The sequence below is a fragment of the Aeromonas sp. 55A genome, assembly GCF_051919665.1.
GTDB lineage: Bacteria > Pseudomonadota > Gammaproteobacteria > Enterobacterales > Aeromonadaceae > Aeromonas > Aeromonas veronii.
Genome location: NZ_JBQBEH010000008.1, coordinates 2,120,445 through 2,142,616, shown reverse-complemented (window position 1 = coordinate 2,142,616; position 22,172 = coordinate 2,120,445). Strand labels below are relative to the sequence as shown.

Sequence of the window (22,172 nt, the reverse complement as noted above, 5' to 3'; positions counted from 1 at the left end):
GATCTGAGGGTCTCAGGATTGGAATGCCAGCGCCCGTTTTTCACACCAGCGAAAACCAATTGTTAACAATCCGTTCATCGCCAGATAAAGCCCACCAGCCACCCCGAACACCGCCAGGGTATCGTAGGTCTGGGCGTTCAACCCCTGCGCCAGCCCCATGATGTCCATGATGGTGATGGTACTGGCGAGGGAGCTCCCCTTGAGCACCAGGATCACCTCGTTGGAGTAGGCAGGCACCAGATGACGGGCGGCGTGGCGCACCTTCATCCACAAAGTCTGGCGGCCGTTAAAACCAAGTGCACGACACGCCTCTACTTCACCGGCCGGGATGGCATCGAGCGCCCCCTTGAACAACCGGGTGGAGTAGGCCGCCGTGTTGAGACCCAGCGCCAGCACGGCGCAGAACCAGGGCTGCTTGAGCAGCGGCCAGAGCGGGCTGGCTTTCAGCCACTCGAACTGGCCCGGCCCGTAGTAAATCAGGAAGATCTGGATAAGCAGCGGCGTACCGGTAAAGAGCAGCACCCACAGCTGCACCAGCTGGGTCGCTACCGGCAGGCGCAGCTCCAGCACCCAGGTCATCAGGGCTGCCAACACAATCCCCAGCAGCAGGCTGAACAGGGTCAGCTCCAGCGTGGTGACCAGACCGCCCAGCAACGTAACGAGATACTCTTGCATCAGTTAGCCTCCGTAGCGGCGGGTGTAGCGGGCAGCCAGCCCGAGGCCATATTCACTCACCAGACTGATGGCCAGATAGATGAGGGCGGCGGCGGCATACCAGGTGAACGGCTCATAGGTACTGGCCGAGGCCATCTGGGCCTGACGCATCATCTCGTTGACCCCGATAAGCGACACCAGCGCGGTATCTTTCAGCAATACCAACCACTGGTTGCCGAGACCCGGCAAGGCATGACGCCACGCCTGCGGCAACACGATGCGAAAGAAGATGTGGCTCTTGCTCAAACCCAGCGCTAGCGCCGCCAGCCGTTGACCTGAAGGCACCGCATTAAGCGCCGCCCGCAGGGTCTGGGTCGCATAGCTGGCGAACAGCAAGGAGAGCGCCAGCACGCCACAGGCGAACGGGCTGAACTCCACATACTCGCCAGTGATGAGGAACAACACCTGGGTCGAGCCGAAGTAGATGAACAGCACCACCAGCAACTCGGGCAGGCCACGGATCAGCGTGGTCAGGGTGGCCACCGGCCACACCAGCGCACGCTTCTTGCTGAGCTCGGCGGCACTGAACGCCAGTGCCAATACCATGCCCCCGACCAGTGATGCCAAGGCCAGCCCGAGGGTCATCCAGGCTGCATCCAACAACAGGCTCAACATGGCTTACTGCGCGAAGTATTTGTCGAAGATTTTCTGATAGGTGCCGTTGGCCTTGATCTCGGCCAGCCCCTTGTTCAGCTGGGTCAGCAGCTCCTGATTGCCCTTGGCGACCGCGATGCCAAAGCCGGTACCGAAGTACTTGGCATCGGTCACTGGCGTACCCACCACGGCATACTCCTTGTGCTGCTTCAGCCAATCGGCAGCAACGGCAGTATCGGCAAAGACACCGTCGGTACGGCCATTCATCATGTCGAGGAAGGCGCTCTGGTAGCTGGCGTACGGCACGGTCAGCAGACCCTTGCTCACCCAGTTATCCACCAGATAGGACTGGTGGGAGGTGCCGTTCTGCACGCCGACTGTCTTGTCCACCAGCTCTTCCGGCCCCTTGAAGGCATCTTTCTTGGCGACGAATACTGCCGAGTTCTCGTAATAGATGTCGGAGAAATCGACCTGAGCGGCCCGCTCAGGGGTTACGTCCATGGCGGCGATGGCGGCATCGTAGCGACGGAATTTGAGGCTGGGGATCAGGCTGTCAAAGGCCTGGTTGTGGAAGCTGCACTCCAGCTTGGCCTGCTCGCAGATGGCGCGCGCCAGATCGATGTCAAAACCCTGAAACTCGTTCTTGTCATCCAGGTATTCGAACGGCGCGTAGGTGGCCTCGGTGGCGAACTTGATCTCTTTGGCCATGACGGAGGTACTCAACAGGCCCATGGCAGCAACCAACAACAGACTCTTTTTCATGACAGCTTCCTTATCGATTCAATATCAATGCATCAAGAATTCGGCAAACCGGCTGGTTTGCGGGGATTGGAAAATGGCAGCGGTGCCGGATTCGATTATCCGCCCCTTCTCCAGATAAATCACCTGACTGGCCACCTTGCGAGCAAAGTCGACCTCGTGGGTCACCACCACCTGGGTAATGCCGGTCTGGCTCAGGTTACGGATGATCTCGGCCACCTCCTTGGTGATCTCGGGATCGAGGGCGGCAGTCGGTTCGTCAAACAGCAGCACTTCCGGGTCCATCATCAGGGTACGGGCAATGGCCACCCGCTGCTGCTGACCGCCGGAGAGACGGGCAGGCCAGGCATCGCGCTTGTCGGCCAGTTGCAGCTGGGCCAGCAGGTAGGCCCCCTTCTCGATGGCGGCCTCCTTGCTCATGCCGAGCACCTTGACCGGCGCTTCAATCAGATTCTCCATCACAGTGAGATGTGGCCAGAGATTGTACTGCTGGAACACCATGCCCACCTTGCGGCGCAGCAGTTGGGACTGGCGGTTGAATTCGGCAGCAGAGAGGGAGTTCGGGAAAGAAAATTCACTTTCACCAATCCGCAGAACACCCGCATCCGGGGTATCCAGCAGGTTCATCATCCGTAGCAGGGAACTCTTGCCAGCACCGCTCGGACCCAGCAACACCAAGGTTTCACCGGGGGATGTCCGAAAGCTGACCTGTTGCAGAACCGGCACCTTGTGCCAGGACTTCTCGATACCTATTAATTCAATACCCATACAGCCCAATTGAATAAGTTTTCAAAATTTCATCCCGATTCTATCCCTAACAAAGGTTGATGCAAGCCATTTTTGAATCAATATGCAGAACAAGCGCCGCTTCCTTGCAAAAAACGGCATATGAATGCAAAATGGCCCCGCTGTTCGTATCTGCCGCCTGTATCGCACAGGCCGCCACACCTCCTCATTCGTGAGACCAAGATGAAACACAACGACAAGCAAGAAAAACTGGCCAAGGCCTTTAAAGCCTTGCTGAAAGAAGAGCGCTTTGGCTCCCAGGCAGAAATCGTCACCGCCCTGCAAGAGCTGGGCTTCGAGAACATCAACCAGTCCAAGGTATCGCGCATGCTGAGCCGCTTCGGCGCCGTTCGCACTCGCAATGCCAAGATGGAGATGGTCTACTGCCTGCCGGTGGAACTGGGCGTGCCCACCACCTCCAGCCCGCTCAAGAATCTGGTACTGGACGTCGATCACAACGGCGCACTGGTGGTGATCCACACCAGCCCGGGCGCAGCCCAGCTGATCGCCCGCCTGCTCGACTCCCTTGGCAAGGCAGAGGGGATCCTCGGTACCATCGCCGGTGATGACACCATCTTCATCACCCCGACCAGCGACACCGATATCGAAGAGCTCTATCTCTCCGCCCTCGAGCTGTTCGAACAGACGCCGTAATGGCCGCCACCGCATCATAGCGGTCACGCCAGAACGAAAAATCCCGGCCAAGGCCGGGATTTTTGTTTTCTGCAGCTTCGTCAGGCGGGCTTATTTGCCCTGCGCCATCAGAAAACCCTCCGATGGGGCGAAGAAAGCCGCGCCGGTCACTGCCTTGGTGAAACGCAGCAGGTGATCGAAGTGGCTGCCCTCTCCCTTGTACATGCTGGCCAGCATGGCGTTGAAGTGCTGCGGTGTGCGGCAGCAGGAGATGAAGTAGAGCCCCTGCTCGGTCATGGTGCCCCAAGGCATGCTCTGGCGCAGGATCTCCATGGACTCCCCTTTCGGCGTCTTGAGGTTGACCCGCTTGATGTGGGCGGTCAGCGGTTTGGCGGCAGACTCATACTCGATGTTGTCGGGCTTGGTACGACCGATAATGTCTTCCTGCTCTCTCTGCGCCAGCTTCTCCCAGTCACTCATGGCGTGTACCCAGCGCTGAACATGAATGTAGGAGCCACCGGCAAACTCGCCCTCGGCCAGCAACGCCACTTCGGCACGGTGTTCATCCTGCGGGTTCTCGGTGCCATCAACGAAACCGGTCAGGTCACGGCAATCCAGATTGCGGAAACCGCGCACCTCTTCGGCCAGTTCGACCAGTCCGGCCAGCAGTGCCATCACTCGGTGACCGGCGTGGTGCAGCACATCCACCCGATCGGCGCGCAGCTGAATAAAGAGATCAAACGGGGTGTTGGGGGCCTCCTGACCGTTGGCGGATTGCGCCATAAAGCTGCGGAACTGGGGCGGACGGGCGGCAGGGTAGAGACCATCCCAGGCATCGGCGCCAACGGCAACCAGACCGCTGAAACCGGCATCGGGGAAATCGGCGGCGACCGCCTGCCACAGGGCGGGCAGTTTGGCCAGACGGCCGACCAGTTCGGCGGCATCGCCGGTACGATTGAACATCAGATAGAGGGCGTGCAGATTCGGCTCTGCGCAGATCCCGGCTTGGGCTTTCATATATCTCTCCCCTGAGTAGGCGTTAGCGTTACGGGCTATTTGCGTTGCGCGATTATAAACCAGAGTGGATCCAGTTCTTTGATTTCACGACGATATCACGCGTTCAGGGCAAAGGGTCAAACAACACCAATCCATGGGGAGCGACCTTGATCCGTGCCCGCATCCCATCAAGGGGCTCGCCAATGCTCGCCTCCAGCTGCAGATCGCCACACTCGAACAGCACCCGGCAGTGGTGGCCGAGGAACTGCTGCTCCACCACCTTGAGCTCCCCATCTGCGGCGCTCTCCAGCAGCAGTTGCTGGGGTCTGAGCATCAGCTGCAACTGCTCACCCACCGCACGGCCATGAGGCTCGCTGCCACAAATGACCCCGAGCGCCGTCTGCACGCACTGGCTGTCCACCACCTCGGCAGCCAGATAGTTGACCCCGCCGAGAAACTCCGCCACGAAGCGGTTTTGCGGGCGGCGATAGAGCTGCTCAGGCTGGCCCACCTGCTCGATGTGACCGGCGCGAAACAGCGCCAGCCGATCGGCGAAGGCGAACGCCTCCTCCTTGCTGTGGCTGACGAAGATGGCGCCGATCCCCTGCTGCTTGAGCAGGGCGCGGATCTCGAGGATCAACTTCATCCGCACCTGGGTATCGATGTTGGAGAAGGGCTCATCCAGCAGCATCAGCCGCGGCTTGCACACCAGCGCCCGGGCGATGGCTACCCGCTGCTGCTGGCCGCCGGAGAGCTGGTGCGGATAGCGATCCCCCAGCCCCTGCAGATTGACCAGCGCCAGCGCCTCGTCCACCTGCTGCTGGCGGGCGCGGCGATCGAGTTTGGTCAGGCCAAAGCCGACGTTGTCAGCTACCGTCAGGTGGGGGAAGAGGGCGTAATCCTGAAAGATCATCCCGATGTTGCGCGCCTCGGGCGGCATGCCGACACCCGGCCCGTCGAGCAGGGTATCGCCGAGGCGAATCGTGCCCTCTGCCAACGGCAGCAGCCCGGCGATAGCCTTGAGCAGCGTGGTTTTGCCGCAGCCACTGGCTCCCAGCAGGCAGACGATCTCGTTGTCTGCCACCGTCAGGGAGAGCTGCTCCAGCACATTGCGGCCGTTGTAACGGCAGCTGACATTTTCAACCTGCAAACAGGACAAGGCTGACTTCCTCTCGTTTCTGGCGGCGCGCTGCCTTTCGGTTCAGCACACCGCATGCAATTTCATTGACCGACGCGGCGACTCAGTGGCCCGGACTATCCAGACTGCGGTTGACCCAGATCAGCGGCAACAGTCCCACCAGCACGATAACGATGGCCCCCAGCGCGCCGCGCTCCAGCATCTCGTCCGAGACGAACTGATAGACGTGGGTCGCCAGGGTATCGAAGTTGAACGGCCGCAGCAGCAGGGCGGCGGGCAGCTCCTTCATGGATTCGATAAACACCAGCATGGCACCGGCAAACAGACCGCGGCGCACCAGCGGCAGATGGACCCGCCGCAGCATGCCACCATCCCCTTGCCCAAGAGAGCGGGCCGCCATGTCGAGGCTGGGGGAAATCTTGCCCATGCTGCTCTCCACCGAGCCGATGGCGATGGCCACGAAGCGAACCAGATAGCCGAACACGATGGCGGTAATGGTGCCGGTCAGCAGCAAGCCCGGCCCCTGACGCCCGAGCCACTCGGCCAGATCGTTGATGGCAAAGTCGAGGGCGGTGAGCGGCACCAGCACCCCGATGGCGAGCACGGTGCCCGGCATGGCGTAACCCATGGCGGCGATGCGCAGGGGCAACAGACTCTTTATACCGCCATCGAGGCGGCGGAAGAAGCCGAGCAGCAGGGCGATGCCCATCGCCAGCAGGGCGGTTAGCGCCGAGATAGCCAAGCTGTTGCCGGCGAAGCGGACAAACTCCGGTGTCCACGACAACTCGAAGTAGCGCACCCCGTAATCGAGCAGGATGACGAACGGCAGGCCGAAACCGGCAAGCACCAGCCCCCAGCACCAGAGACCGGCCAACCAACGGCCAATCCCCTTGAGCGGATAGCGCAGCGGCTGCTCATGGCCCATGGACTTCTGGAACACCTGCTGCCGACTGCGCGAGCGGCGCTCCAGCGCGATCAGCAGCACCACAGCCAGAAGCATCAGGCAGGAGAGTTTGGCCGCGGTGGCCAGACTACCGTAGCCGAGCCAGGTGTCGTAGACCGCCGTGGTCAGGGTGTTGATGGCAAAGAAGTGGACGGTGGCAAAATCTGCCAGCGTCTCCATGGCCACCAGCGATACCGCCACCATGATGGCGGGGCGCGCCAGCGGCAGACTGAGGCGACGAAAGCTCTGCCACGGGGTGCAGCCGAGCAGGCGGCTGGAGTGGATCAGGCTGACTGACTGCTCGAGAAAAGAGGCGCGGGTCAGCAGATAGACATAGGGGAACAGCACCAGCGCCAGCACCCAGGCGGCGCCACCAAGGGAGCGAATGGCAGGAAACCAGTAATCGGCAGGGCTGTTCCAGCCAAAGAGTGCTCGCAACCCGGCCTGTAGCGGGCCCGAGTAGTCGAGCAAGTCGGTATAGACGTAGGCGACGATATAGGAGGGCATGGCCATTGGCAGCATCAAGGCCCACTGCAGGGCACGGCGCCCCGGCACCTGACACATGGCCACCAGCCAGGCGGTGGGTACGCCAAACAGCAGGCTTAGCAATACTACGCCGACCACCAGCCCCAGGGTATTACCGAGATAATCGAGCAGCACGGTATCGGCGAGGTGGCGAAACAGCTCCCCCTCAGCCGAGAAGGCAGAGAAAAGCAGGGCTATAACCGGTAAACCCAGCAGCAGGGCGATGGCCCAGCTGCCGGTCATCCATCCAAAATTTTTCATGAGACCACAGATGTTGATGGGGCCGTTGGCCCCATCTGATTACAAATCGAACTTCACTTCATCCAGCAACTGCAAGGCGTCCTTGCGGTGCTTGGCGTAATCGCTGACCGGTAGTCCGTCAGACTTGAAACTGCCCCAGGACTTGACCATGGCAGAAGGCTCGACCCCAGCCTTGACCGGATATTCGGCGTTCACGTCCGCATACATGTGCTGGGCGGTGTCACCAGCCAGAAACTCCATCAGCTTCTGGGCCTCGGCCTTGTTCTTGGCATACTTGGTCATGGCCACGCCGCTCACGTTGACGTGGGCACCGCGGTCAGCCTGGTTCGGGAAGTTGATATAGACTGCATCCGCCCAGGACTTCTGCGCCGGATCTTTCAACATGGCGCCCAGATAGTAGCTGTTGCCGAGCGACACGTCACAGATACCATCCTTGATCGCCTTGACCTGATCCCGGTCGTTGCCCTGCGGCTTGCGCGCCAGGTTGGCCTTGACCCCTTCCAGCCAGGTTTTGGTCTCGGCCATGCCGTGATGGGCAATCATGGAGGAGACCAGCGCCACATTGTACTCATGCTTGCCGCTGCGGGTGCAGATTTTTCCTTTGAATTCAGGCTTGGCCAAGTCTTCGTAGCTGATGGTGTCGAGCTTGCCGAGGCGATCCTTGCTGGAGTAGATGGCGCGCACCCGGGTGGTCAGGGCGAACCAGCGATTCTCCGGATCACGATAGATGGCGGGGATGTTCTCCTGCAGGATCTTGCTATCCACCGGCTGCACCAGCCCCTTGTCCACCAGATCGGTCAGACGGCTGATATCGACGGTCAGCATCAGGTCGGCCGGAGAGAGCTTGCCTTCCCGCTCCAGACGCTCGTTCAACCCCTCTTTGGCGAACACCACGTTCACCTTGATGCCAGATTCCTTCTCGAACTGCTGGATGATGGGCTTGATCAGCTCATCCTGCCGGTTGGAGTAGACATTCACTTCCCCGGCCGCCAATGCCGACTGAGCTGCCAACGCAGAGAAAGCCAGTGCCAACATCTTCATTTTCATCATCCATTCCTTGATTAGCTATACAGAGTGATAACGATTTCCGTTTGCATTCTGCATACATCTTATAAGCGGATCAAGAAAGCTCGCCGTCGCCACATCACATATTTAATCGCCCATAATTGAAAAGGGCCGGATGGAATCCCATTCGGCCTCTTCTGAGCAAAACGTTATGTTGATCAGGCTTCAATAAGCGCTCACTCCATCGGGATTCCCCGAGATCGGGAGGTCAACAGATCTGTACGTCACGGATGCGGTTCATCACAGCGCCTCGTCGTCACTTTCGCCGGTGCGGATGCGCACCGCCTGCAGCAAGTCATAGACAAAGATCTTGCCGTCGCCGATCTTGCCGGTATAGGCCGCCTTGCAGATCGCCTCGATCACCCCTTCCACGTTATCATCGGCGGTAGCAATCTCCAGCTTCACCTTGGGCAGGAAGTCGACCTGATACTCGGCTCCCCGGTATAATTCGGTGTGTCCCTTCTGGCGGCCAAATCCCTTGACCTCGGACACGGTCAGCCCTTCCACCCCCAGGTTGGCAATAGCCTCGCGGACATCGTCCAACTTGAACGGTTTGATAATCGCACTAATCAGCTTCATCTGGTTGCTCCCAATCCATGGTGTGTCATGAATCGGGTTTCAATTCTTATGCCAAGTATTTTTATTGTTTTATTTCATATAGATAGAGTTTAATGCCTGCGCCATTCGTCAGGCACATCCCCATAACCGGCCAGCACGCCCCATAATGAGGCACCATGCTGCAGCGGTCAGCGGGTATGCACCAAACAAGAGCAACACAGCATGTTAGTTATCTCCAACAGCGTCACTATTCCCTGGCATGAGCTGCAATTTCAGACCATGCGGGCACAGGGCAACGGTGGACAGCACGTCAACAAGACCGACTCCGCCGTCTGGCTGCGCTTCGATTACCGCAACTCTCCCAGCCTGACGCCCCTCTACAAGGAGGGTCTCGACAAGCTGAGCGACAGCCGGGTACACGACGGCTTTATCCTGATCCGGGTCGAGAGCCATCGCAGCCAGGACATGAACCGCAAGGAGGCGATGAGCCGTCTGGTGGAGTTGCTGAAGAAAGCAGCCTGGCGCCCCAAGGCTCGTCATGCCACCAAGCCGACCCGCAGCTCCCAGCGCAAACGGGTCGATGCCAAAAAGCGCAAGGGTGATATCAAGTCCACCCGCGGCAAGCCGGTGCTGGACTGAGCCCCCCCCAGCCTCCAAAGGATGTCAGCCGATGAGATACAGTTTTTGCGACAGCGCCCGCGGCCCCCTGCTGGTCGCCATCGATCAGGATGGACTGCGCCACGTCGAGTTTATGCACGGGGAGCGTCCCGTCATGCCGCAGGCTGACTGGCAACGGGATGACAAGGCACTGGCCCCCTATCTTGCCCAGTTCAACGCCTATTTCGCCGGAAAATTGCAGCAGTTCGATCTGCCCATGGCAGCGATGGGCACCCCGTTCCAGCAAACGGTGTGGAATGCTTTGTGCGATATCCCCTATGGCGAGACCGTGAGCTATCTCGAGATTGCCCAGGCGATAGGCAATCCCAAGGCAGTGCGGGCGGTGGGCGCTGCCAATGGGCGCAATCCGCTGAGCATCATAGTGCCCTGCCATCGGGTGATCGGACGCAGCGGCGAGCTGACCGGCTACGCAGGCGGCATTCCCATCAAGCGCTGGTTGCTGGCACTGGAACAGACAGGCACAACATTCGAGCTGGCCCCATGACACGATGACCACCCCGGAGAGGGACGGGACAATATCGTGACCAGAATGAAAAGGCTTTCAGCCAGTGGCCACGCTTTGCTGACAAGATGAACAGAAAATGAAGAATCGCCTCAGAACTACTTCAGATTGAGCTTGGCATGATGGCTCCATACTTGAATGGCACGGCTCATTCGCTGATTCAAGTAGCACCCATGTGACGCTTCCAATCTGTCTTTTTCCCCGCGCCTCCTCTGAGGCGCTTTTTTTGTGCCAACACAGCAGGGCACCACCCGGGTTGAGTGGGCTGAGCGCCACAAAATCTGCACCAGCCCAAAAACCAAGAGGCGAAGGATCATCCTTCGCCTCTGACGTAACAGCTGGCTACTCGCTCTGGGGCAGGAACTGCAGCTCCGGCGCCGAAGAGGTCAGCACATCAGCGCAATAATCCCAGGTCGAGATGCGATAGTGCTGCAGATCTTCATCCAGATGCAGGCCGTCTGACTCCTGATGGAACCAGCTGGCAAAACGGGATGGGGTGATGAGCTGGATCTGCTCTTCGATAGCGTGACTATCCTTCCCCTCGGCCAGATCGCAATCTTCGATGACCCGCAGGGCGTAGATATGGCGAAAATAGACCCGGCAGAGGATTTGCGGAGGCAGATCGATGCTGCGCGCCCGACCCAGCATGATGGTCAGGGAGTCGCTCCAGAGATCCTGATGCAGCTCGGCCACAACCAGACCGGGCGGTAGCTGGCGGGACGGAGCCCAAGGGACGGCAACCTGCCGAATGGCATTTTTCTGTTCCATATTCACCTCACGACGACTCGCTCCCTGTCTTGAGTCTATCTGAACCACATAGTCCCGGCGAAGGCAATCGATGGACACTAAAAACGGCAATAAAAAAGCCGACGTATCAAACGTCGGCGAATAAAAAGTGCTTACAACAGAGGATTCACATATTCAGACCCGCGGGTCGAAAGATTGGTTCCCTCTTTTTGTAATTAATTTTCGGCGCGTTTAAACATCAGGGTATTGGCGTCCGACTCTTCCGGTACGAAGTAGTAGCCCTCGGCGTTGAAACCGGTCAGCTGCTCCACCTCGGTCAGACGGTGCTTGATGATGTGGCGAGCCATCATGCCGCGCGCCTTCTTGGCGTAGAAGCTGATGATCTTGAACTGGCCGTTCTTCTCATCCTTGAACACCGGTGTGACAATCCGCCCTTTCAGGCTCTTGGGCCGTACCGACTTGAAATACTCGTCGGAGGCCAGATTGATCAGCACCTCATCCCCCTGGGCTGCCAGCGCGTCGTTGAGATGGTGAGTGATCACCTCGCCCCAGAACTGGTAGAGATCCTTGCCGCGATCATTGTCGAGCTTGGTCCCCATCTCCAGCCGGTAGGGCATCATCAGGTCGAGGGGACGCAACACGCCGTAGAGGCCTGAGAGCATCCGCAGGTGTGCCTGAGCGAAGTCAAAATCGGCCTCGCTGAAATCCTCCACCGCCAAACCGGTGTAGACATCCCCCTTGAAGGCCAGCAGCGCCTGACGGGCGTTGGCGGGGGTGAAATCTGGCTGCCACTCGGCAAAACGGGCGGCATTGAGACCGGCCAGCTTGTCGCTGATCTTCATCAGAGTGGCGATCTGGTCAGGGCTCAGTTGGCGGGCCCGGCTAATCAGTTCGGCGGAGTGATCCAGCAGCTCGGGTTGGGTGAAACGGGGTGTCACCAGCGGTGACTCGTAATCCAGCGTCTTGGCCGGGGAAACCACAATCAGCATAACGTTCCTTTCTGGCTAGGGGCCGAACAGCGGATCGGCCCCATGTTTCATTCATCCAGCGTCACATTTTCCAGTGTGCCGGACCCCAGCTGCTCGCGACCGGAGAGCTTGATCAGCAGCCGCAGGTCGTTGGCCGAGTCGGCATGGGCGAGGGCCTCACTGTAGCCAATCTGGCCGGCGCAGAACAGGCTGAAAAGCGCCTGATCGAAGGTCTGCATGCCCAGTTCGGCAGATTTGGTCATCACCTCCTTGAGACGGTGCATCTCTCCCTTGCGGATTATGTCGGTGATGAGCGGGGTATTGAGCAGGATCTCGAATGCCGCACTGCGCCGCAAACCATCGACACTCGGCACCAGTTGCTGGGCGACAATAGCTCTGAGGTTGAAGGAGAGATCGAACAGAAACTGGCGATGTTTCTCCTGCGGCACCAGATGGAGGATGCGATCCAGCGCCTGGTTGGCATTGTTGGCATGCAAAGTGGCGAGACAAAGGTGTCCCGTCTCGGCGAACTGCAGGGCAAATTCCATGGTCTCCTGACTTCGGATCTCGCCGATCAGGATCACATCCGGCGCCTGACGCAACGAACTTTTCAGCGCCACATCGAACGACTCGGTGTCGATCCCCACCTCCCGCTGGGTCACCAGGCTACGGCCATGCTGATGGACGAACTCCACCGGGTCTTCCACCGTCAGGATATGACCATCGGCATGCTGGTTGCGATAGCCGATCATCGCCGCCTGAGTGGTCGATTTACCCGCCCCGGTGGCACCGACAAACAGCACCAGCCCGCGCTTGGCCATCGCCACCTCCTGCAGGATCCTGGGGAGCTGCAGATCTTCAAAGGTGGGAATGCGGGTCTCAATACGCCGCACCACCATGCCGGGCAGCTCCTGCTGCCAGAAGGCGCTGACCCGAAACCGGCCCAAGGTTTCACGGTGAATCGCGTAGTTGGCCTCCTTGGTGCGGATATAGCGCTCGAAGTGATCGCTGCTGAGGGTATCCCTGACCAGCGTTAGCGCCCCCTTCTTGTCGAGCGCTCCCCCCCCCCAGCGACACCAGATGGCCATTTACCTTGAGGGTGGGCGGCGAGCCCACCGTCACAAACAGATCCGATCCCTTTCGCTCGACCAGCTCGCTCAGCAGATCATCCAGATTCATCATCTATCCCTCCCTGGGTGCGAGTCGCTTAAATGCTGTTGGGATCGACAGCCTTGGCCTTGGCATCGAGGGATGCCACCACGCCGCGACTCACCAGCTGCTTGAGACTCTGATCCATGGTCTGCATGCCGTGGGTCATCCCGGTCTGGATCACCGAATAGAGCTGGGCAATCTTGTCCTCCCGGATCAAGTTACGGACCGCCGGAATGCCCATCATGATCTCGTGGGCCGCCACCCGGCCGCCGCCAATGCGCTTGAGCAGGGTCTGGGAGATGACCGCCCGCAGGGATTCGGAGAGCATGGAGCGCACCATGTCCTTCTCCGCACCTGGGAAGACGTCGATGATACGGTCGATGGTCTTGGCCGCCGACGAGGTGTGCAGAGTGCCAAACACCAAGTGGCCGGTTTCGGCGGCAGTCATGGCCAGACGAATGGTCTCAAGGTCGCGCATCTCGCCGACCAGAATGATGTCCGGGTCTTCCCGCAGGGCCGAGCGCAGGGCGTTGCTGAAGCTCTTGGTATCACGGTGTACTTCCCGCTGGTTCACCAGGCAGCGCTTGTTCTCGTGGACGAATTCGATGGGGTCCTCGATGGTGAGGATGTGGTGATGGAAGTTCTCGTTGATGTAGTTGACCATGGCCGCCAGGGTGGTCGACTTACCGGAACCGGTCGGGCCGGTCACCAACACCAGACCCCGCGGGAACTCGGCAATCTTGCGGAAGATCTCCGGCGCATCGAGATCTTCGAGGCTCAGCACAGTGCTGGGGATGGTACGAAATACCGCGCCCGAACCGCGCGCCTGCTGGAAGGCGTTGACCCGGAAACGGGCCAGATTGGGCACCTCGAACGAGAAATCGACCTCGAAGTTCTCCTCCAGCTCCTTGCGCTGATGGTCGTTCATGATGTCGTAAATGAGGGCATGCACTTCCCTGTGTTCCAGGGCGGGCAAATTGATCTTGCGAACCTCACCATCAACCCTGATCATCGGGGGAACCCCGGCCGAGAGGTGTAGATCCGAGGCTTTATGCTTTACACTGAAAGCCAATAACTCTGTGATATCCATAGACTTGTCATTCTCCCATCACAAGATCACTAACGAAATATGAACCAGATTGCCCAGCACCTGTTTCAGGTAAAGGAACGTATTGCCCAGGCCGCCGAACGGGCTAGCCGCAACCTGCAGCAGATCCGCCTGCTGGCCGTGAGCAAGACCAAGCCGGTCGAGGCCATCATGGCCGCCCATGCCGCAGGTCAGCGCTGCTTTGGCGAATCCTACGCTCAGGAAGCAGCGGCCAAGATCGATACCTTGCGCCAGCAGCCGGAATATAGCGACATAGAGTGGCACTTTATCGGCCCTTTGCAATCGAACAAATCCAAACTGGTCGCCGAACGGTTCGACTGGGTGCAGAGCGTGGATCGGGACAAGCTGATCGACCGCCTCAACAACCAGCGCCCAACTACAATGGCACCGCTAAATGTTTGTCTGCAAATCAATATTAGCGGAGAGAGCAGCAAATCCGGAACGTCGGAACAAGAGATTTTCCGCCTTGCCGAGCAGGTCTCTCAAAGTGAGCGACTGGTGCTGCGGGGACTGATGGCCATTCCAGAGCACACCAGTGACGAGCGCGTACTGGCCGCCCAAATGACCCGCATGCAGACTCTGTTCACCGAGCTTGCGCGACAATACCCCACGGTGGATACCCTCTCGATGGGCATGACCGAGGATCTTGAACTGGCGATCGCCCACGGCAGCACCATGGTGCGGGTCGGCACCGCCATCTTCGGCGCCCGTGACTACTCATAGGCAAGGCCAGTGGATAACCCATACGTCCGCCTCTTGCCCGACTTCATCAACAGGAGCGTTTGATGGAACACCGAATTCTGGCGTCAGGTGGTGCAGGCAGCGCCAACCCCGCCGCGACCCCATGTGCTACAGGAGCATCTGATGCAGCATAGAACGCTGGCCTTTATCGGCGCGGGCAACATGAGCCGCAGCATCATCGCCGGACTGGTCAAGGCGGGTTATCCCGCCGGGCAGATCACGGCCGCCAACCCCAGTCTGCCCAAGCTGGAGACGCTGGCGAGCGAACATGGCATTCGCATCACCCAGAGTAATGCCGAGGCGGCCCGCGACGCCGAAGTGATCGTGCTGGCAGTCAAGCCGCAGCTGATGGCCGGCATGCTGGCAGCACTGGTTGAAGAGCTGGGCTCCCTTGAAGGCAAGCTGCTCATCTCCATCGCGGCCGGTATCAAGGTGGCGCGCCTTGGCGAGATGGCCGGTGGCCACGACCGCATCATCCGCACCATGCCCAATACCCCTGCCCTGCTGGGTCTGGGCATGACCGGCCTCTACGCCCCCGAGCATATTGGAGCCAGTGATCGCGCGTTTGCCGAGCAGATGATGCAGGCGGTCGGCAAGACCCTCTGGGTGGAGCAGGAGTCTGGCATCAACGGCGTCATCGCCGCGGCGGGCAGTGCTCCGGCCTACTTCTTCCTCTTTATGCAGGCCATCGCCGAAGAGGCCGAAGCGATGGGTTTCTCGCCCGATCAGGCACGCCTGCTGGTGCAGCAGACCGCGCTGGGCGCAGCCGCCATGGTGGAGCAGAACCCTGAGCTGTCGCTGCAAACCCTGCGTGAGCAGGTCACCAGCAAGGGCGGCACCACAGCCGAAGCCATCAAGACATTCCAGCAGCAGGGGCTGATGCCGCTGACTGCGCAAGCCATGCAGGCGGCCGTTGCTCGTGCCACCGAAATGGAAACCCTCTTCTAACAGGAGCCCAGATGAACACTGCTTACTTTCTGATTAACACCGTTTTCGATCTCTACCTGATGGTGATCCTGCTGCGCGTCTGGCTGCAGTGGGCCCGCGCTGACTTCTACAACCCGATGAGCCAGATGGTGGTCAAGCTGACCAATCCGCTGGTGATCCCGCTGCGCCGCGTTATCCCGGGCTTGGGCGGCATCGATCTCGCTTCCGTGGTGCTGGCGCTGGCCATCGCCTTCGCCAAGCTGGCCCTGCTCAAGAGCATGAACGTTCTGCTGGCGGACTGGCTCAGCATCAGCCTGTTTGCCGCGCTGACTGTGCTGAAGAAAGCGGGCTCAATGATCTTCTGGGTACTGCTGATCCGCGCCATCCTGAGCTGGGTCAGCCAGGGCCGCAACCCCATCGAATACGTGATGCATCAGTTGACCGAACCGTTCCTCGCTCCTATCCGCCGCGTACTGCCGGCACTGGGCGGACTGGATCTCTCGGTGCTGGTCGCCTTTATCGGCCTGCAAGCCATCAACTACCTGCTGGGTGACCTGTTCGGCCAGCTGTGGTGGATGATTTGATGCCAGCCGTACTGCAACAAGGGGATGAACTGGTACTGCATCTGGTGATCCAGCCCAAGGCGAGTCGGGATCAGATCATCGGATTGCATGGCGAAGAGCTGAAAGTGGCCATCACGGCGCCGCCCGTCGATGGCCAAGCCAACAACCATCTGATCAAGTTTCTGGCCAAGCAGTTCAAGGTGGCCAAGGGACAGATCACCATAGTGCGGGGCGAGCTGGGGCGGCACAAAACCGTCGCCATCGACAGCCCCAAACAGTTGCCGCAAGAAGTGAGTGCACTGCTGAATGACACGCAAGGCTGAATGAATCGGCCTGCGCCAACCGTAGATATGAGAGGGATGACAGATGAAAACAGCCTGGATGAGTGGCCTGCTGGCACTACTGATGACACTGCCGCTCAAGGCAGAACAGATGAAGGAGCTGGGGCCCTGGCTGGTGCACTACAGCGCCTTCAACTCCAGCTTCCTCACCCCCGAGGTCGCCAAGGCGTATGGACTGGAGCGCAGTCGCTACAACGCCATCATCAATATCGCGGTACAGGACAAGCAGAAAGTGGCGCAAGCCGTGGGGATCACCGGTGAGGCCAAGAACTTGACCGGCACCATCCGCACCCTGAGCTTTCAGGAGGTAAAAGAGGGGGATGCCATCTACTATCTGGCGACCCTCCCCTACCGCAACGAAGACACCTATCAGTTCACCCTGAAGATCATGGGCGGCGGGCAGCAACAGAACCTCAGCTTCCAGCAGACCTTCTACGTCGACTAAGTACCAAAATGAAGCCCCGACCAAGGTCGGGGCTTCATTTTATCCATATGACAAGGGCGCCATCGCAGCGCCCTTGTTACATCTATTCCGTACCGCAGCGATTAAAGGGCGAGGAACAGACCGGCCAGACAGGCGCTCATCAGGTTCGCCAGCACGCCGGAGAGAATGGCGCGCATGCCGTAACGGGCGATGAAGGATTTGCGCTCCGGCACCATGGAGCCCAGACCGCCGATCAGGATCGCCATGGAGGAGATGTTGGCAAAGCCGCACAGGGCGAAGGTCACGATGGCCTTGCTCGACTCGCTCAGGGTCTGATCCTGCACCAGACCGATAAAGGCGACAAACTCGTTGACCACGATCTTGGTGCCGATCAGGGCGCCAGCGGCTTGCGCCTGATCCCAGGGCACACCGATCAGCCAGGAGACGGGGGCAAACAGCCAGCCCAGAATGATCTGGAAGCTCAGATCCAGCCCTACCAGACCGCCAGCCCAGCCGAGCAGACCATTGAGCATGGCGATCACGCCAACGAAGGCCAGCAGGGTGGCACCGACCGCCACCGCAATATTGAGGCCAGACATGGCGCCATCGGCCGCCGCTTCAATCACGTTGGTGGCGCGGGGGATCTCCACATCCTGATGGTGATCGACCTCTTCAGCTCCCGGCGGCACCAGGATTTTGGCCATCGCCAGACCGGCAGGGGCCGACATGAAGGCGGCAGCGATCAGGTATTTCAGCTCAACCCCGAGGCTGGCATAGCCCACCAGGGTGCCACCGGCGACGGAGGCGAGACCACAGCTCATCACAGCGAAGAACTGGGAATCGGACATCTTGGAGAGGTAGGGTTTGACCACCAGCGGCGCTTCCACCATGCCGACGAAGATGTTGGCGGTCGCGGAGAGGCTCTCGGCACGGCCGGTGCCCAGCAATTTCTGCAAGCCACCACCCAGCAGGGCGATCACCCGCGGCATGATGCCGATGTGGTAGAGGATGGCGATCACCGCGGAGAAGAAGATGATGACCGGCAACACGTTGAAGGCAAAGATGAAGCCCAGCTTGAACTTGGCCAGATCGCCGAACAGGAAGGCGATCCCTTCCTGACCATAACCGATCACGCTGCTTACGCTCTCGCTGACCCCGTTCAGCACGTGCTGACCGGCAGGCAGCCAGAGTACCAGACCGGCAAACATGATTTGCAGGCAGAGGGCAAGGCCAACCGTTCGCAACGGGATACGACGACGATTATCAGAGCAGATGACGGCAAGCGCCAGGATACTCAGGATGCCGAGCAGGGCAATCATAGGGACTCCATCAGGTGGGGCAAAAGATGGGCGCGGATTCTGCGCCTCTCACCCCGTCACTGCAAGTCCGCTTGGTTACAACCCTGTTAGAAAAAACGTTTGCACGATATCGGTTGCGCCAACTGGCTGATTTGGTTCGGTTTTAGTATCAGGAGAAATCGAGAGTTCTTAAATGGAAACAATCATTCCTCACCGCCGGACAATTTACCCCCGAGCCAGGGGGCCAGTCGCTGCTCCCAATAGGGTTCGGGGCCAAAGCGGGCCTTGAGGAAATCGATGAAGAGACGGATCTTGGGATCCAGATGTTCGCGCCGGGCATAAACGGCGTGTACCGCCATCTGCTGGTTCGGTCGCCACCCTGGCAACACCGGGATTAGCTTGCCGCTCTGTAACTCCTTGTCCAGCAAGTAGTTGGCGATATAGGCGATGCCGAGCCCGGCCAATGCCGCATCCCGCACCGCCTCCGCCATATCCACCCGATAGTTGCCCGCCACCTGCACCGTCTGGCGCTCCTTGCCCTGGCGAAACGACCACTGGTGATAGCGCCGCTCCCGACTCTGGTAAGTGATGCAGTTGTGCTGGGCCAGATCCTTGGGATGAAGCGGCGTGCCGTGGCTCAGCAGGTAATCCGGCGACGCCGCCACCACGAAGCCGATGTCGGCCAGCCGTTGTCCCACCAGCCCTTCCGGCTTGTCCTCATAGGTGGTGAGCCAGAGATCCAGCCCCTCATCCACCAGATTGGTTCTGTGGTCGAACAGCGAGACCTCCAGCTCCAGCTCGGGATAGCGATCCTGAAACGCCTTGAGATGGGGAATGACGTGCAAGCGGCCAAAAGATTGGCCAACCCCGAGATGGAGCACACCGCTCACCTTGCCACGCCGCTCGGCGATCATCGAGTCCGCCTCCTGCGCCACCGCCACCAGCGCATGGCAGTGACGGGCATACTCCTGACCCAGCTCGGTCAGGACGAAGCGGCGGGTGGTGCGCTGTACCAGCTGGGCGCCAAGGGTGGTCTCCAGCAGCGCCAGCTGCTTGCTGATATGGGATTTGGAAACCCCGAGACGACGGGCGGCGGCAGAGATCCCCTGCTCGCGCACCAGCGCATCGAAGATCACCATTTGAGGAAGACGTTGCAGCACAGGATAACCGGGTTGAGTGGCGGGAGCCCATTATTCCAGAGCCGCCCGCCAAGGGGTAGGGTCAGAGCCCCAGCGCCCGGGTGATCTGCAGTTTGAGGGGGTCGTCAGCCGGATTCTGGTTGGCGCCGTAGCTGGCGATCAGCTTGCCATCGCGCCCCACCAGATACTTGTGGAAGTTCCAGTTCGGCTCATCCCCATCAGCGGCCGCCGCCAGCCCCTTGAACAGTGGCACAGCATCGGAGCCCCGCACCGCTACCCGATTGAACATCGGGAAGGTGACGCCATAGTCGCGGCGACACACCTCGGCGGTCTTGGTCTCGTTGCCCGCCTCCTGCCAGAAATCGTTGGAGGGGAAACCGAGAATAATCAATCCCTTATCCTTGTAGCTTTGGTAGAGCTGCTCCAGATCGCGAAACTGGCCGCTGTAGCCGCAGTAGGAGGCGGTATTGACCACCAGCACCACCTTGCCCTCGGTCAGCTGACAGAGGTTATGCCGCTGAGAGTTGTTTAGCTCCCGCATCTCCACATTGAAATAATCTGGGCACGCCGCAGAGGCCGCGCCGGCCCCCAATAACAGCAACAGAGTGAACCATTTCATCGCCAAGACTCCTTTTGTTTTGTCCATCATACGCGGTTAGCAGAGCCGCAGTTCACTCTCAATGCAGGGGAATGCCGGTCAGCCAGCCGTGGCCCCAGAACACCAGCAGCGCGGTGGCAGCCAGGCCCGCCCCGACGCTGATGCCGGTGCCCGTCCAGTTGGCCGCCGGACGGGGATATCGCTGCCAGTCCCGCACCGAAATCCAGACCATGCTCACCAGCGCCCACAGCCCGATGCCGCCAAACAACACCAGAGAGCGCGCCTCGCTGTTGACCAGCAGATGGGCCACCGCCCAGAGCAGGGTACCGAGCAGTTGGGGATGCACCAGCCAGCGGCGCAGATGGTTGGGCCCCTGGCCGGAGAAAAAGAGGATCAGCGCAAAGGGCATCATCACCGTCATGGTCATCGGCCCCCACTCCGGCAGGAAATAGAGCGGCAGCGAGCTGGCCGACCGCCAACCGGCAATGATGCAGGCGATGGCGACAAACACCAGCAGGGAGAAGAGCCCCTTGTAGCGATTCTCCCCCAGCCGCTCGCGCAGCCGCGCCCGATGGGCCACCGCAAAACAGGGGTAGAGATGGATCAGGGTAAACAGCGCAACCCCCAGGGTCAGCAGGAACATGAGTCTCTCCTTGTACTTGGTACGACCACTATGCCGTAAAGGGAGATGTGCGCCTATCAAAACCGCGCTGACCCATGGAGTCAAAAGTGTGGCAAGACAAAGGAGCAGAAAGAAAAGAGCCGATCACGATGGATCGGCAAATAAGTGCCAGGGCAGTCAGACATCTCGCGAGATGGGAGATGCCCCAAACGGGGATATTGAGTGGCCGATGGGGCGCATCGGCCGAACCGGATCAGCCCTTGAGCTGATAGAGCGCTGCTACGTTGCGCGCAGTGAGTTGAATGTTGGTGCTGGCGCTCTCCAGCGCCTCCGGCAGAGACATGGCGCGGTTGACTACGGCGAATACCGCGTCCAGCCCGTGATCGTGTACCACACCGCAATCGTCGGTCAGGCAACCGGAGATGCCGATCACCGGCTTGCCGAACTGCTTGGCGCAACGTGCGACACCGATTGGCGTCTTGCCGTGGATGGTCTGGCTGTCGATGCGCCCTTCGCCGGTGATGACCAGATCCGCATCGGCCACTTCCTCGGCCAGTTTCAGTGCTTCGATGACGATCTGGATGCCGGGCTTGAGCTCGGCACCAAGCAGACCGACCAGTGCGGCCCCCATGCCACCGGCAGCGCCCGCCCCCGGAATATCCTTCACCTGCTTGCCAAGGGCCTGCTCAATGCAGTCGGCATAACGGGAGAGGTTGGCATCAAGTTCGACAACCATTTCAGGCGTTGCCCCCTTCTGCGGGCCAAACACCGCAGAGGCGCCTTTCGGGCCGCAGAGCGGGTTGTTCACATCACACGCCACCTCGATAACCAGCTCGCTCAGACGCGGATCCAGACCGCTCAGGTCGATGGTCTCGAGCTCACTGAGACCCGCGCCACCCAGCTCGATGGCAGAGCCATCGGCTTTGAGCAACTTGCCGCCGAGCGCCTGGATCATACCGGCTCCGCCGTCATTGGTGGCGCTGCCGCCGATACCGAGGATCAGATGCTTCACCCCCATCTCCAGCGCGGCCAGGATCAGCTCGCCGGTACCGAAGCTGGAGGTGAGCAGTGGATTGCGCTGCTCGGGCGCCACCAGATGGATGCCGGAGGCGGCGGCCATCTCGATGACGGCGCGCTCGCCATCGCCCAGCAGGCCGACGAAGCCCTGCACCTTGTTGCCAAGAGGCGCGGTCACTTCGACCGGCAGGATGCGGCCACCGGTGGCATCGACCAGCGATTGCACCGTGCCCTCACCGCCATCGGCCATCGGCAATTTGACGTAGGTGGCATTCGGCAGTACCTGCTTGAAACCGGCCTCGATGGCATCAGCCACCGCCATGGCGCTCAGACTCTCCTTGAATGAATCGGGGGCAATAACAATTTTCATATCAA

Annotated in this window: 25 protein-coding genes and 1 pseudogene; 8 read left to right on the top strand and 18 right to left on the bottom strand. The window is 60.0% G+C overall.

Annotation, left to right across the window (positions count from 1 at the left end; genetic code table 11):
* Nucleotides 1-12 precede the first annotated feature (12 nt).
* Genes artM through ACTG2G_RS13945 form a run of 4 tightly spaced genes read right to left on the bottom strand, consistent with a single transcriptional unit; the run spans nucleotide 13 to nucleotide 2,835 of the window.
* On the bottom strand, nucleotides 13-675 hold the full coding sequence (gene artM / locus ACTG2G_RS13960) for an arginine ABC transporter permease ArtM (protein WP_005348902.1): 663 nt from the start codon (nucleotides 673-675) through the stop codon (nucleotides 13-15).
* A gap of 3 nt (nucleotides 676-678) precedes the next feature.
* Nucleotides 679-1,329 carry an arginine ABC transporter permease ArtQ gene (gene artQ / locus ACTG2G_RS13955; RefSeq protein ID WP_123173800.1) on the bottom strand — a complete coding sequence of 217 codons (651 nt, stop codon included), beginning with the start codon at nucleotides 1,327-1,329 and terminating at the stop codon, nucleotides 679-681.
* A gap of 3 nt (nucleotides 1,330-1,332) precedes the next feature.
* Nucleotides 1,333-2,070, bottom strand: a complete 738-nt coding sequence (locus ACTG2G_RS13950; protein ID WP_335863521.1) for a transporter substrate-binding domain-containing protein — start codon at nucleotides 2,068-2,070, stop codon at nucleotides 1,333-1,335.
* 24 nt (nucleotides 2,071-2,094) lie between these two features.
* Entirely contained in the window at nucleotides 2,095-2,835 is a 741-nt protein-coding gene (locus ACTG2G_RS13945; protein WP_005357971.1) for an ATP-binding cassette domain-containing protein, read from the bottom strand.
* 201 nt (nucleotides 2,836-3,036) lie between these two features.
* On the opposite strand from ACTG2G_RS13945, the gene argR reads away from it, so the two are divergent.
* A complete protein-coding gene (argR, locus tag ACTG2G_RS13940; RefSeq protein WP_005340378.1) occupies nucleotides 3,037-3,507 on the top strand; it encodes a transcriptional regulator ArgR in 471 nt (156 codons plus the stop codon).
* A 90-nt stretch (nucleotides 3,508-3,597) separates the two neighbouring features.
* Here argR and ACTG2G_RS13935 read toward each other — a convergent pair whose 3' ends face one another.
* From ACTG2G_RS13935 to glnK, 5 genes are all read right to left on the bottom strand, one after another.
* Nucleotides 3,598-4,503, bottom strand: coding sequence for a Dyp-type peroxidase (locus ACTG2G_RS13935; RefSeq protein ID WP_216959471.1), 906 nt, complete (start codon nucleotides 4,501-4,503; stop codon nucleotides 3,598-3,600).
* Nucleotides 4,504-4,606: 103 nt separating this feature from the next.
* Nucleotides 4,607-5,641, bottom strand: a complete 1,035-nt coding sequence (locus tag ACTG2G_RS13930) for an ABC transporter ATP-binding protein (RefSeq protein WP_429204227.1) — start codon at nucleotides 5,639-5,641, stop codon at nucleotides 4,607-4,609.
* Between the two features lie 82 nt (nucleotides 5,642-5,723).
* Nucleotides 5,724-7,349 (bottom strand): ABC transporter permease, encoded by a 1,626-nt coding sequence (locus tag ACTG2G_RS13925; protein WP_139442977.1) that lies wholly within the window; start codon nucleotides 7,347-7,349, stop codon nucleotides 5,724-5,726.
* 39 nt (nucleotides 7,350-7,388) lie between these two features.
* The gene (locus ACTG2G_RS13920) at nucleotides 7,389-8,396 is read right to left on the bottom strand and encodes a Fe(3+) ABC transporter substrate-binding protein (RefSeq protein WP_216954527.1); all 1,008 of its coding nucleotides are present in this window, start codon (nucleotides 8,394-8,396) and stop codon (nucleotides 7,389-7,391) included.
* A gap of 258 nt (nucleotides 8,397-8,654) precedes the next feature.
* Nucleotides 8,655-8,993, bottom strand: coding sequence for a P-II family nitrogen regulator (glnK, locus tag ACTG2G_RS13915; protein ID WP_005341406.1), 339 nt, complete (start codon nucleotides 8,991-8,993; stop codon nucleotides 8,655-8,657).
* A 201-nt stretch (nucleotides 8,994-9,194) separates the two neighbouring features.
* On the opposite strand from glnK, the gene arfB reads away from it, so the two are divergent.
* Both arfB and ACTG2G_RS13905 read left to right on the top strand, forming a co-directional pair.
* Nucleotides 9,195-9,611: an alternative ribosome rescue aminoacyl-tRNA hydrolase ArfB gene (arfB, locus tag ACTG2G_RS13910; RefSeq protein WP_042053320.1), complete on the top strand. Its 417-nt coding sequence runs from the start codon at nucleotides 9,195-9,197 to the stop codon at nucleotides 9,609-9,611.
* 31 nt (nucleotides 9,612-9,642) lie between these two features.
* Nucleotides 9,643-10,134 (top strand): methylated-DNA--[protein]-cysteine S-methyltransferase, encoded by a 492-nt coding sequence (locus ACTG2G_RS13905; protein ID WP_042053319.1) that lies wholly within the window; start codon nucleotides 9,643-9,645, stop codon nucleotides 10,132-10,134.
* Nucleotides 10,135-10,494: 360 nt separating this feature from the next.
* Here the strand turns inward: ACTG2G_RS13905 and ACTG2G_RS13900 are convergent, their stop codons facing one another.
* From ACTG2G_RS13900 to tapT, 4 genes and pseudogenes are all read right to left on the bottom strand, one after another.
* Entirely contained in the window at nucleotides 10,495-10,920 is a 426-nt protein-coding gene (locus ACTG2G_RS13900) for a hypothetical protein (RefSeq protein ID WP_005340360.1), read from the bottom strand.
* Between the two features lie 194 nt (nucleotides 10,921-11,114).
* Entirely contained in the window at nucleotides 11,115-11,888 is a 774-nt protein-coding gene (yaaA, locus tag ACTG2G_RS13895) for a peroxide stress protein YaaA (protein ID WP_040067414.1), read from the bottom strand.
* Nucleotides 11,889-11,935: 47 nt separating this feature from the next.
* Nucleotides 11,936-13,046: pseudogene (gene tapU / locus ACTG2G_RS13890) on the bottom strand (type IVa pilus ATPase TapU).
* 28 nt (nucleotides 13,047-13,074) lie between these two features.
* On the bottom strand, nucleotides 13,075-14,109 hold the full coding sequence (gene tapT / locus ACTG2G_RS13885) for a type IVa pilus ATPase TapT (RefSeq protein ID WP_005340354.1): 1,035 nt from the start codon (nucleotides 14,107-14,109) through the stop codon (nucleotides 13,075-13,077).
* Nucleotides 14,110-14,148: 39 nt separating this feature from the next.
* On the opposite strand from tapT, the gene ACTG2G_RS13880 reads away from it, so the two are divergent.
* From ACTG2G_RS13880 to ACTG2G_RS13860, 5 genes are all read left to right on the top strand, one after another.
* Complete coding sequence (locus tag ACTG2G_RS13880) at nucleotides 14,149-14,850, top strand: YggS family pyridoxal phosphate-dependent enzyme (protein ID WP_100654584.1); 702 nt, start codon at nucleotides 14,149-14,151, stop codon at nucleotides 14,848-14,850.
* 141 nt (nucleotides 14,851-14,991) lie between these two features.
* The gene (gene proC, locus ACTG2G_RS13875; protein WP_201990756.1) at nucleotides 14,992-15,816 is read left to right on the top strand and encodes a pyrroline-5-carboxylate reductase; all 825 of its coding nucleotides are present in this window, start codon (nucleotides 14,992-14,994) and stop codon (nucleotides 15,814-15,816) included.
* A gap of 11 nt (nucleotides 15,817-15,827) precedes the next feature.
* Nucleotides 15,828-16,379: a YggT family protein gene (locus tag ACTG2G_RS13870; protein WP_047436998.1), complete on the top strand. Its 552-nt coding sequence runs from the start codon at nucleotides 15,828-15,830 to the stop codon at nucleotides 16,377-16,379.
* Nucleotides 16,379-16,681, top strand: coding sequence for a DUF167 family protein YggU (gene yggU, locus ACTG2G_RS13865; RefSeq protein ID WP_439985540.1), 303 nt, complete (start codon nucleotides 16,379-16,381; stop codon nucleotides 16,679-16,681). Before ACTG2G_RS13870 ends, yggU begins: the two co-directional genes overlap by 1 nt.
* A 43-nt stretch (nucleotides 16,682-16,724) precedes the next feature.
* On the top strand, nucleotides 16,725-17,144 hold the full coding sequence (locus tag ACTG2G_RS13860; protein WP_111901074.1) for a DUF4426 domain-containing protein: 420 nt from the start codon (nucleotides 16,725-16,727) through the stop codon (nucleotides 17,142-17,144).
* A 101-nt stretch (nucleotides 17,145-17,245) separates the two neighbouring features.
* Here ACTG2G_RS13860 and ACTG2G_RS13855 read toward each other — a convergent pair whose 3' ends face one another.
* From ACTG2G_RS13855 to ACTG2G_RS13835, 5 genes are all read right to left on the bottom strand, one after another.
* Complete coding sequence (locus ACTG2G_RS13855) at nucleotides 17,246-18,442, bottom strand: NupC/NupG family nucleoside CNT transporter (RefSeq protein WP_005348874.1); 1,197 nt, start codon at nucleotides 18,440-18,442, stop codon at nucleotides 17,246-17,248.
* Between the two features lie 182 nt (nucleotides 18,443-18,624).
* On the bottom strand, nucleotides 18,625-19,560 hold the full coding sequence (locus ACTG2G_RS13850) for a LysR family transcriptional regulator (protein ID WP_005340335.1): 936 nt from the start codon (nucleotides 19,558-19,560) through the stop codon (nucleotides 18,625-18,627).
* Between the two features lie 82 nt (nucleotides 19,561-19,642).
* Nucleotides 19,643-20,179, bottom strand: coding sequence for a glutathione peroxidase (locus ACTG2G_RS13845; RefSeq protein ID WP_076495785.1), 537 nt, complete (start codon nucleotides 20,177-20,179; stop codon nucleotides 19,643-19,645).
* A gap of 58 nt (nucleotides 20,180-20,237) precedes the next feature.
* Nucleotides 20,238-20,801, bottom strand: a complete 564-nt coding sequence (locus ACTG2G_RS13840) for an NnrU family protein (RefSeq protein ID WP_042084306.1) — start codon at nucleotides 20,799-20,801, stop codon at nucleotides 20,238-20,240.
* A 232-nt stretch (nucleotides 20,802-21,033) separates the two neighbouring features.
* The gene (locus tag ACTG2G_RS13835; RefSeq protein ID WP_429204231.1) at nucleotides 21,034-22,167 is read right to left on the bottom strand and encodes a glycerate kinase; all 1,134 of its coding nucleotides are present in this window, start codon (nucleotides 22,165-22,167) and stop codon (nucleotides 21,034-21,036) included.
* Nucleotides 22,168-22,172 lie beyond the last annotated feature (5 nt).

Coding starts and splice junctions, on each gene's coding strand:
- argR (WP_005340378.1), top strand. CDS start 3,037: ATGAAACACAACGACAAGCAAGAAAAACTGGCCAAGGCCTTTAAAGCC.
- proC (WP_201990756.1), top strand. CDS start 14,992: ATGCAGCATAGAACGCTGGCCTTTATCGGCGCGGGCAACATGAGCCGC.
- ACTG2G_RS13870 (WP_047436998.1), top strand. CDS start 15,828: ATGAACACTGCTTACTTTCTGATTAACACCGTTTTCGATCTCTACCTG.
- yaaA (WP_040067414.1), bottom strand. CDS start 11,888: ATGCTGATTGTGGTTTCCCCGGCCAAGACGCTGGATTACGAGTCACCG.
- ACTG2G_RS13850 (WP_005340335.1), bottom strand. CDS start 19,560: ATGGTGATCTTCGATGCGCTGGTGCGCGAGCAGGGGATCTCTGCCGCC.
- ACTG2G_RS13840 (WP_042084306.1), bottom strand. CDS start 20,801: ATGTTCCTGCTGACCCTGGGGGTTGCGCTGTTTACCCTGATCCATCTC.
- glnK (WP_005341406.1), bottom strand. CDS start 8,993: ATGAAGCTGATTAGTGCGATTATCAAACCGTTCAAGTTGGACGATGTC.
- ACTG2G_RS13860 (WP_111901074.1), top strand. CDS start 16,725: ATGAAAACAGCCTGGATGAGTGGCCTGCTGGCACTACTGATGACACTG.
- arfB (WP_042053320.1), top strand. CDS start 9,195: ATGTTAGTTATCTCCAACAGCGTCACTATTCCCTGGCATGAGCTGCAA.
- tapT (WP_005340354.1), bottom strand. CDS start 14,109: ATGGATATCACAGAGTTATTGGCTTTCAGTGTAAAGCATAAAGCCTCG.
- ACTG2G_RS13905 (WP_042053319.1), top strand. CDS start 9,643: ATGAGATACAGTTTTTGCGACAGCGCCCGCGGCCCCCTGCTGGTCGCC.
- artQ (WP_123173800.1), bottom strand. CDS start 1,329: ATGTTGAGCCTGTTGTTGGATGCAGCCTGGATGACCCTCGGGCTGGCC.
- artM (WP_005348902.1), bottom strand. CDS start 675: ATGCAAGAGTATCTCGTTACGTTGCTGGGCGGTCTGGTCACCACGCTG.
- ACTG2G_RS13845 (WP_076495785.1), bottom strand. CDS start 20,179: ATGAAATGGTTCACTCTGTTGCTGTTATTGGGGGCCGGCGCGGCCTCT.
- ACTG2G_RS13945 (WP_005357971.1), bottom strand. CDS start 2,835: ATGGGTATTGAATTAATAGGTATCGAGAAGTCCTGGCACAAGGTGCCG.
- yggU (WP_439985540.1), top strand. CDS start 16,379: ATGCCAGCCGTACTGCAACAAGGGGATGAACTGGTACTGCATCTGGTG.
- ACTG2G_RS13920 (WP_216954527.1), bottom strand. CDS start 8,396: ATGAAAATGAAGATGTTGGCACTGGCTTTCTCTGCGTTGGCAGCTCAG.
- ACTG2G_RS13950 (WP_335863521.1), bottom strand. CDS start 2,070: ATGAAAAAGAGTCTGTTGTTGGTTGCTGCCATGGGCCTGTTGAGTACC.
- ACTG2G_RS13900 (WP_005340360.1), bottom strand. CDS start 10,920: ATGGAACAGAAAAATGCCATTCGGCAGGTTGCCGTCCCTTGGGCTCCG.
- ACTG2G_RS13880 (WP_100654584.1), top strand. CDS start 14,149: ATGAACCAGATTGCCCAGCACCTGTTTCAGGTAAAGGAACGTATTGCC.
- ACTG2G_RS13925 (WP_139442977.1), bottom strand. CDS start 7,349: ATGAAAAATTTTGGATGGATGACCGGCAGCTGGGCCATCGCCCTGCTG.
- ACTG2G_RS13855 (WP_005348874.1), bottom strand. CDS start 18,442: ATGATTGCCCTGCTCGGCATCCTGAGTATCCTGGCGCTTGCCGTCATC.
- ACTG2G_RS13835 (WP_429204231.1), bottom strand. CDS start 22,167: ATGAAAATTGTTATTGCCCCCGATTCATTCAAGGAGAGTCTGAGCGCC.
- ACTG2G_RS13935 (WP_216959471.1), bottom strand. CDS start 4,503: ATGAAAGCCCAAGCCGGGATCTGCGCAGAGCCGAATCTGCACGCCCTC.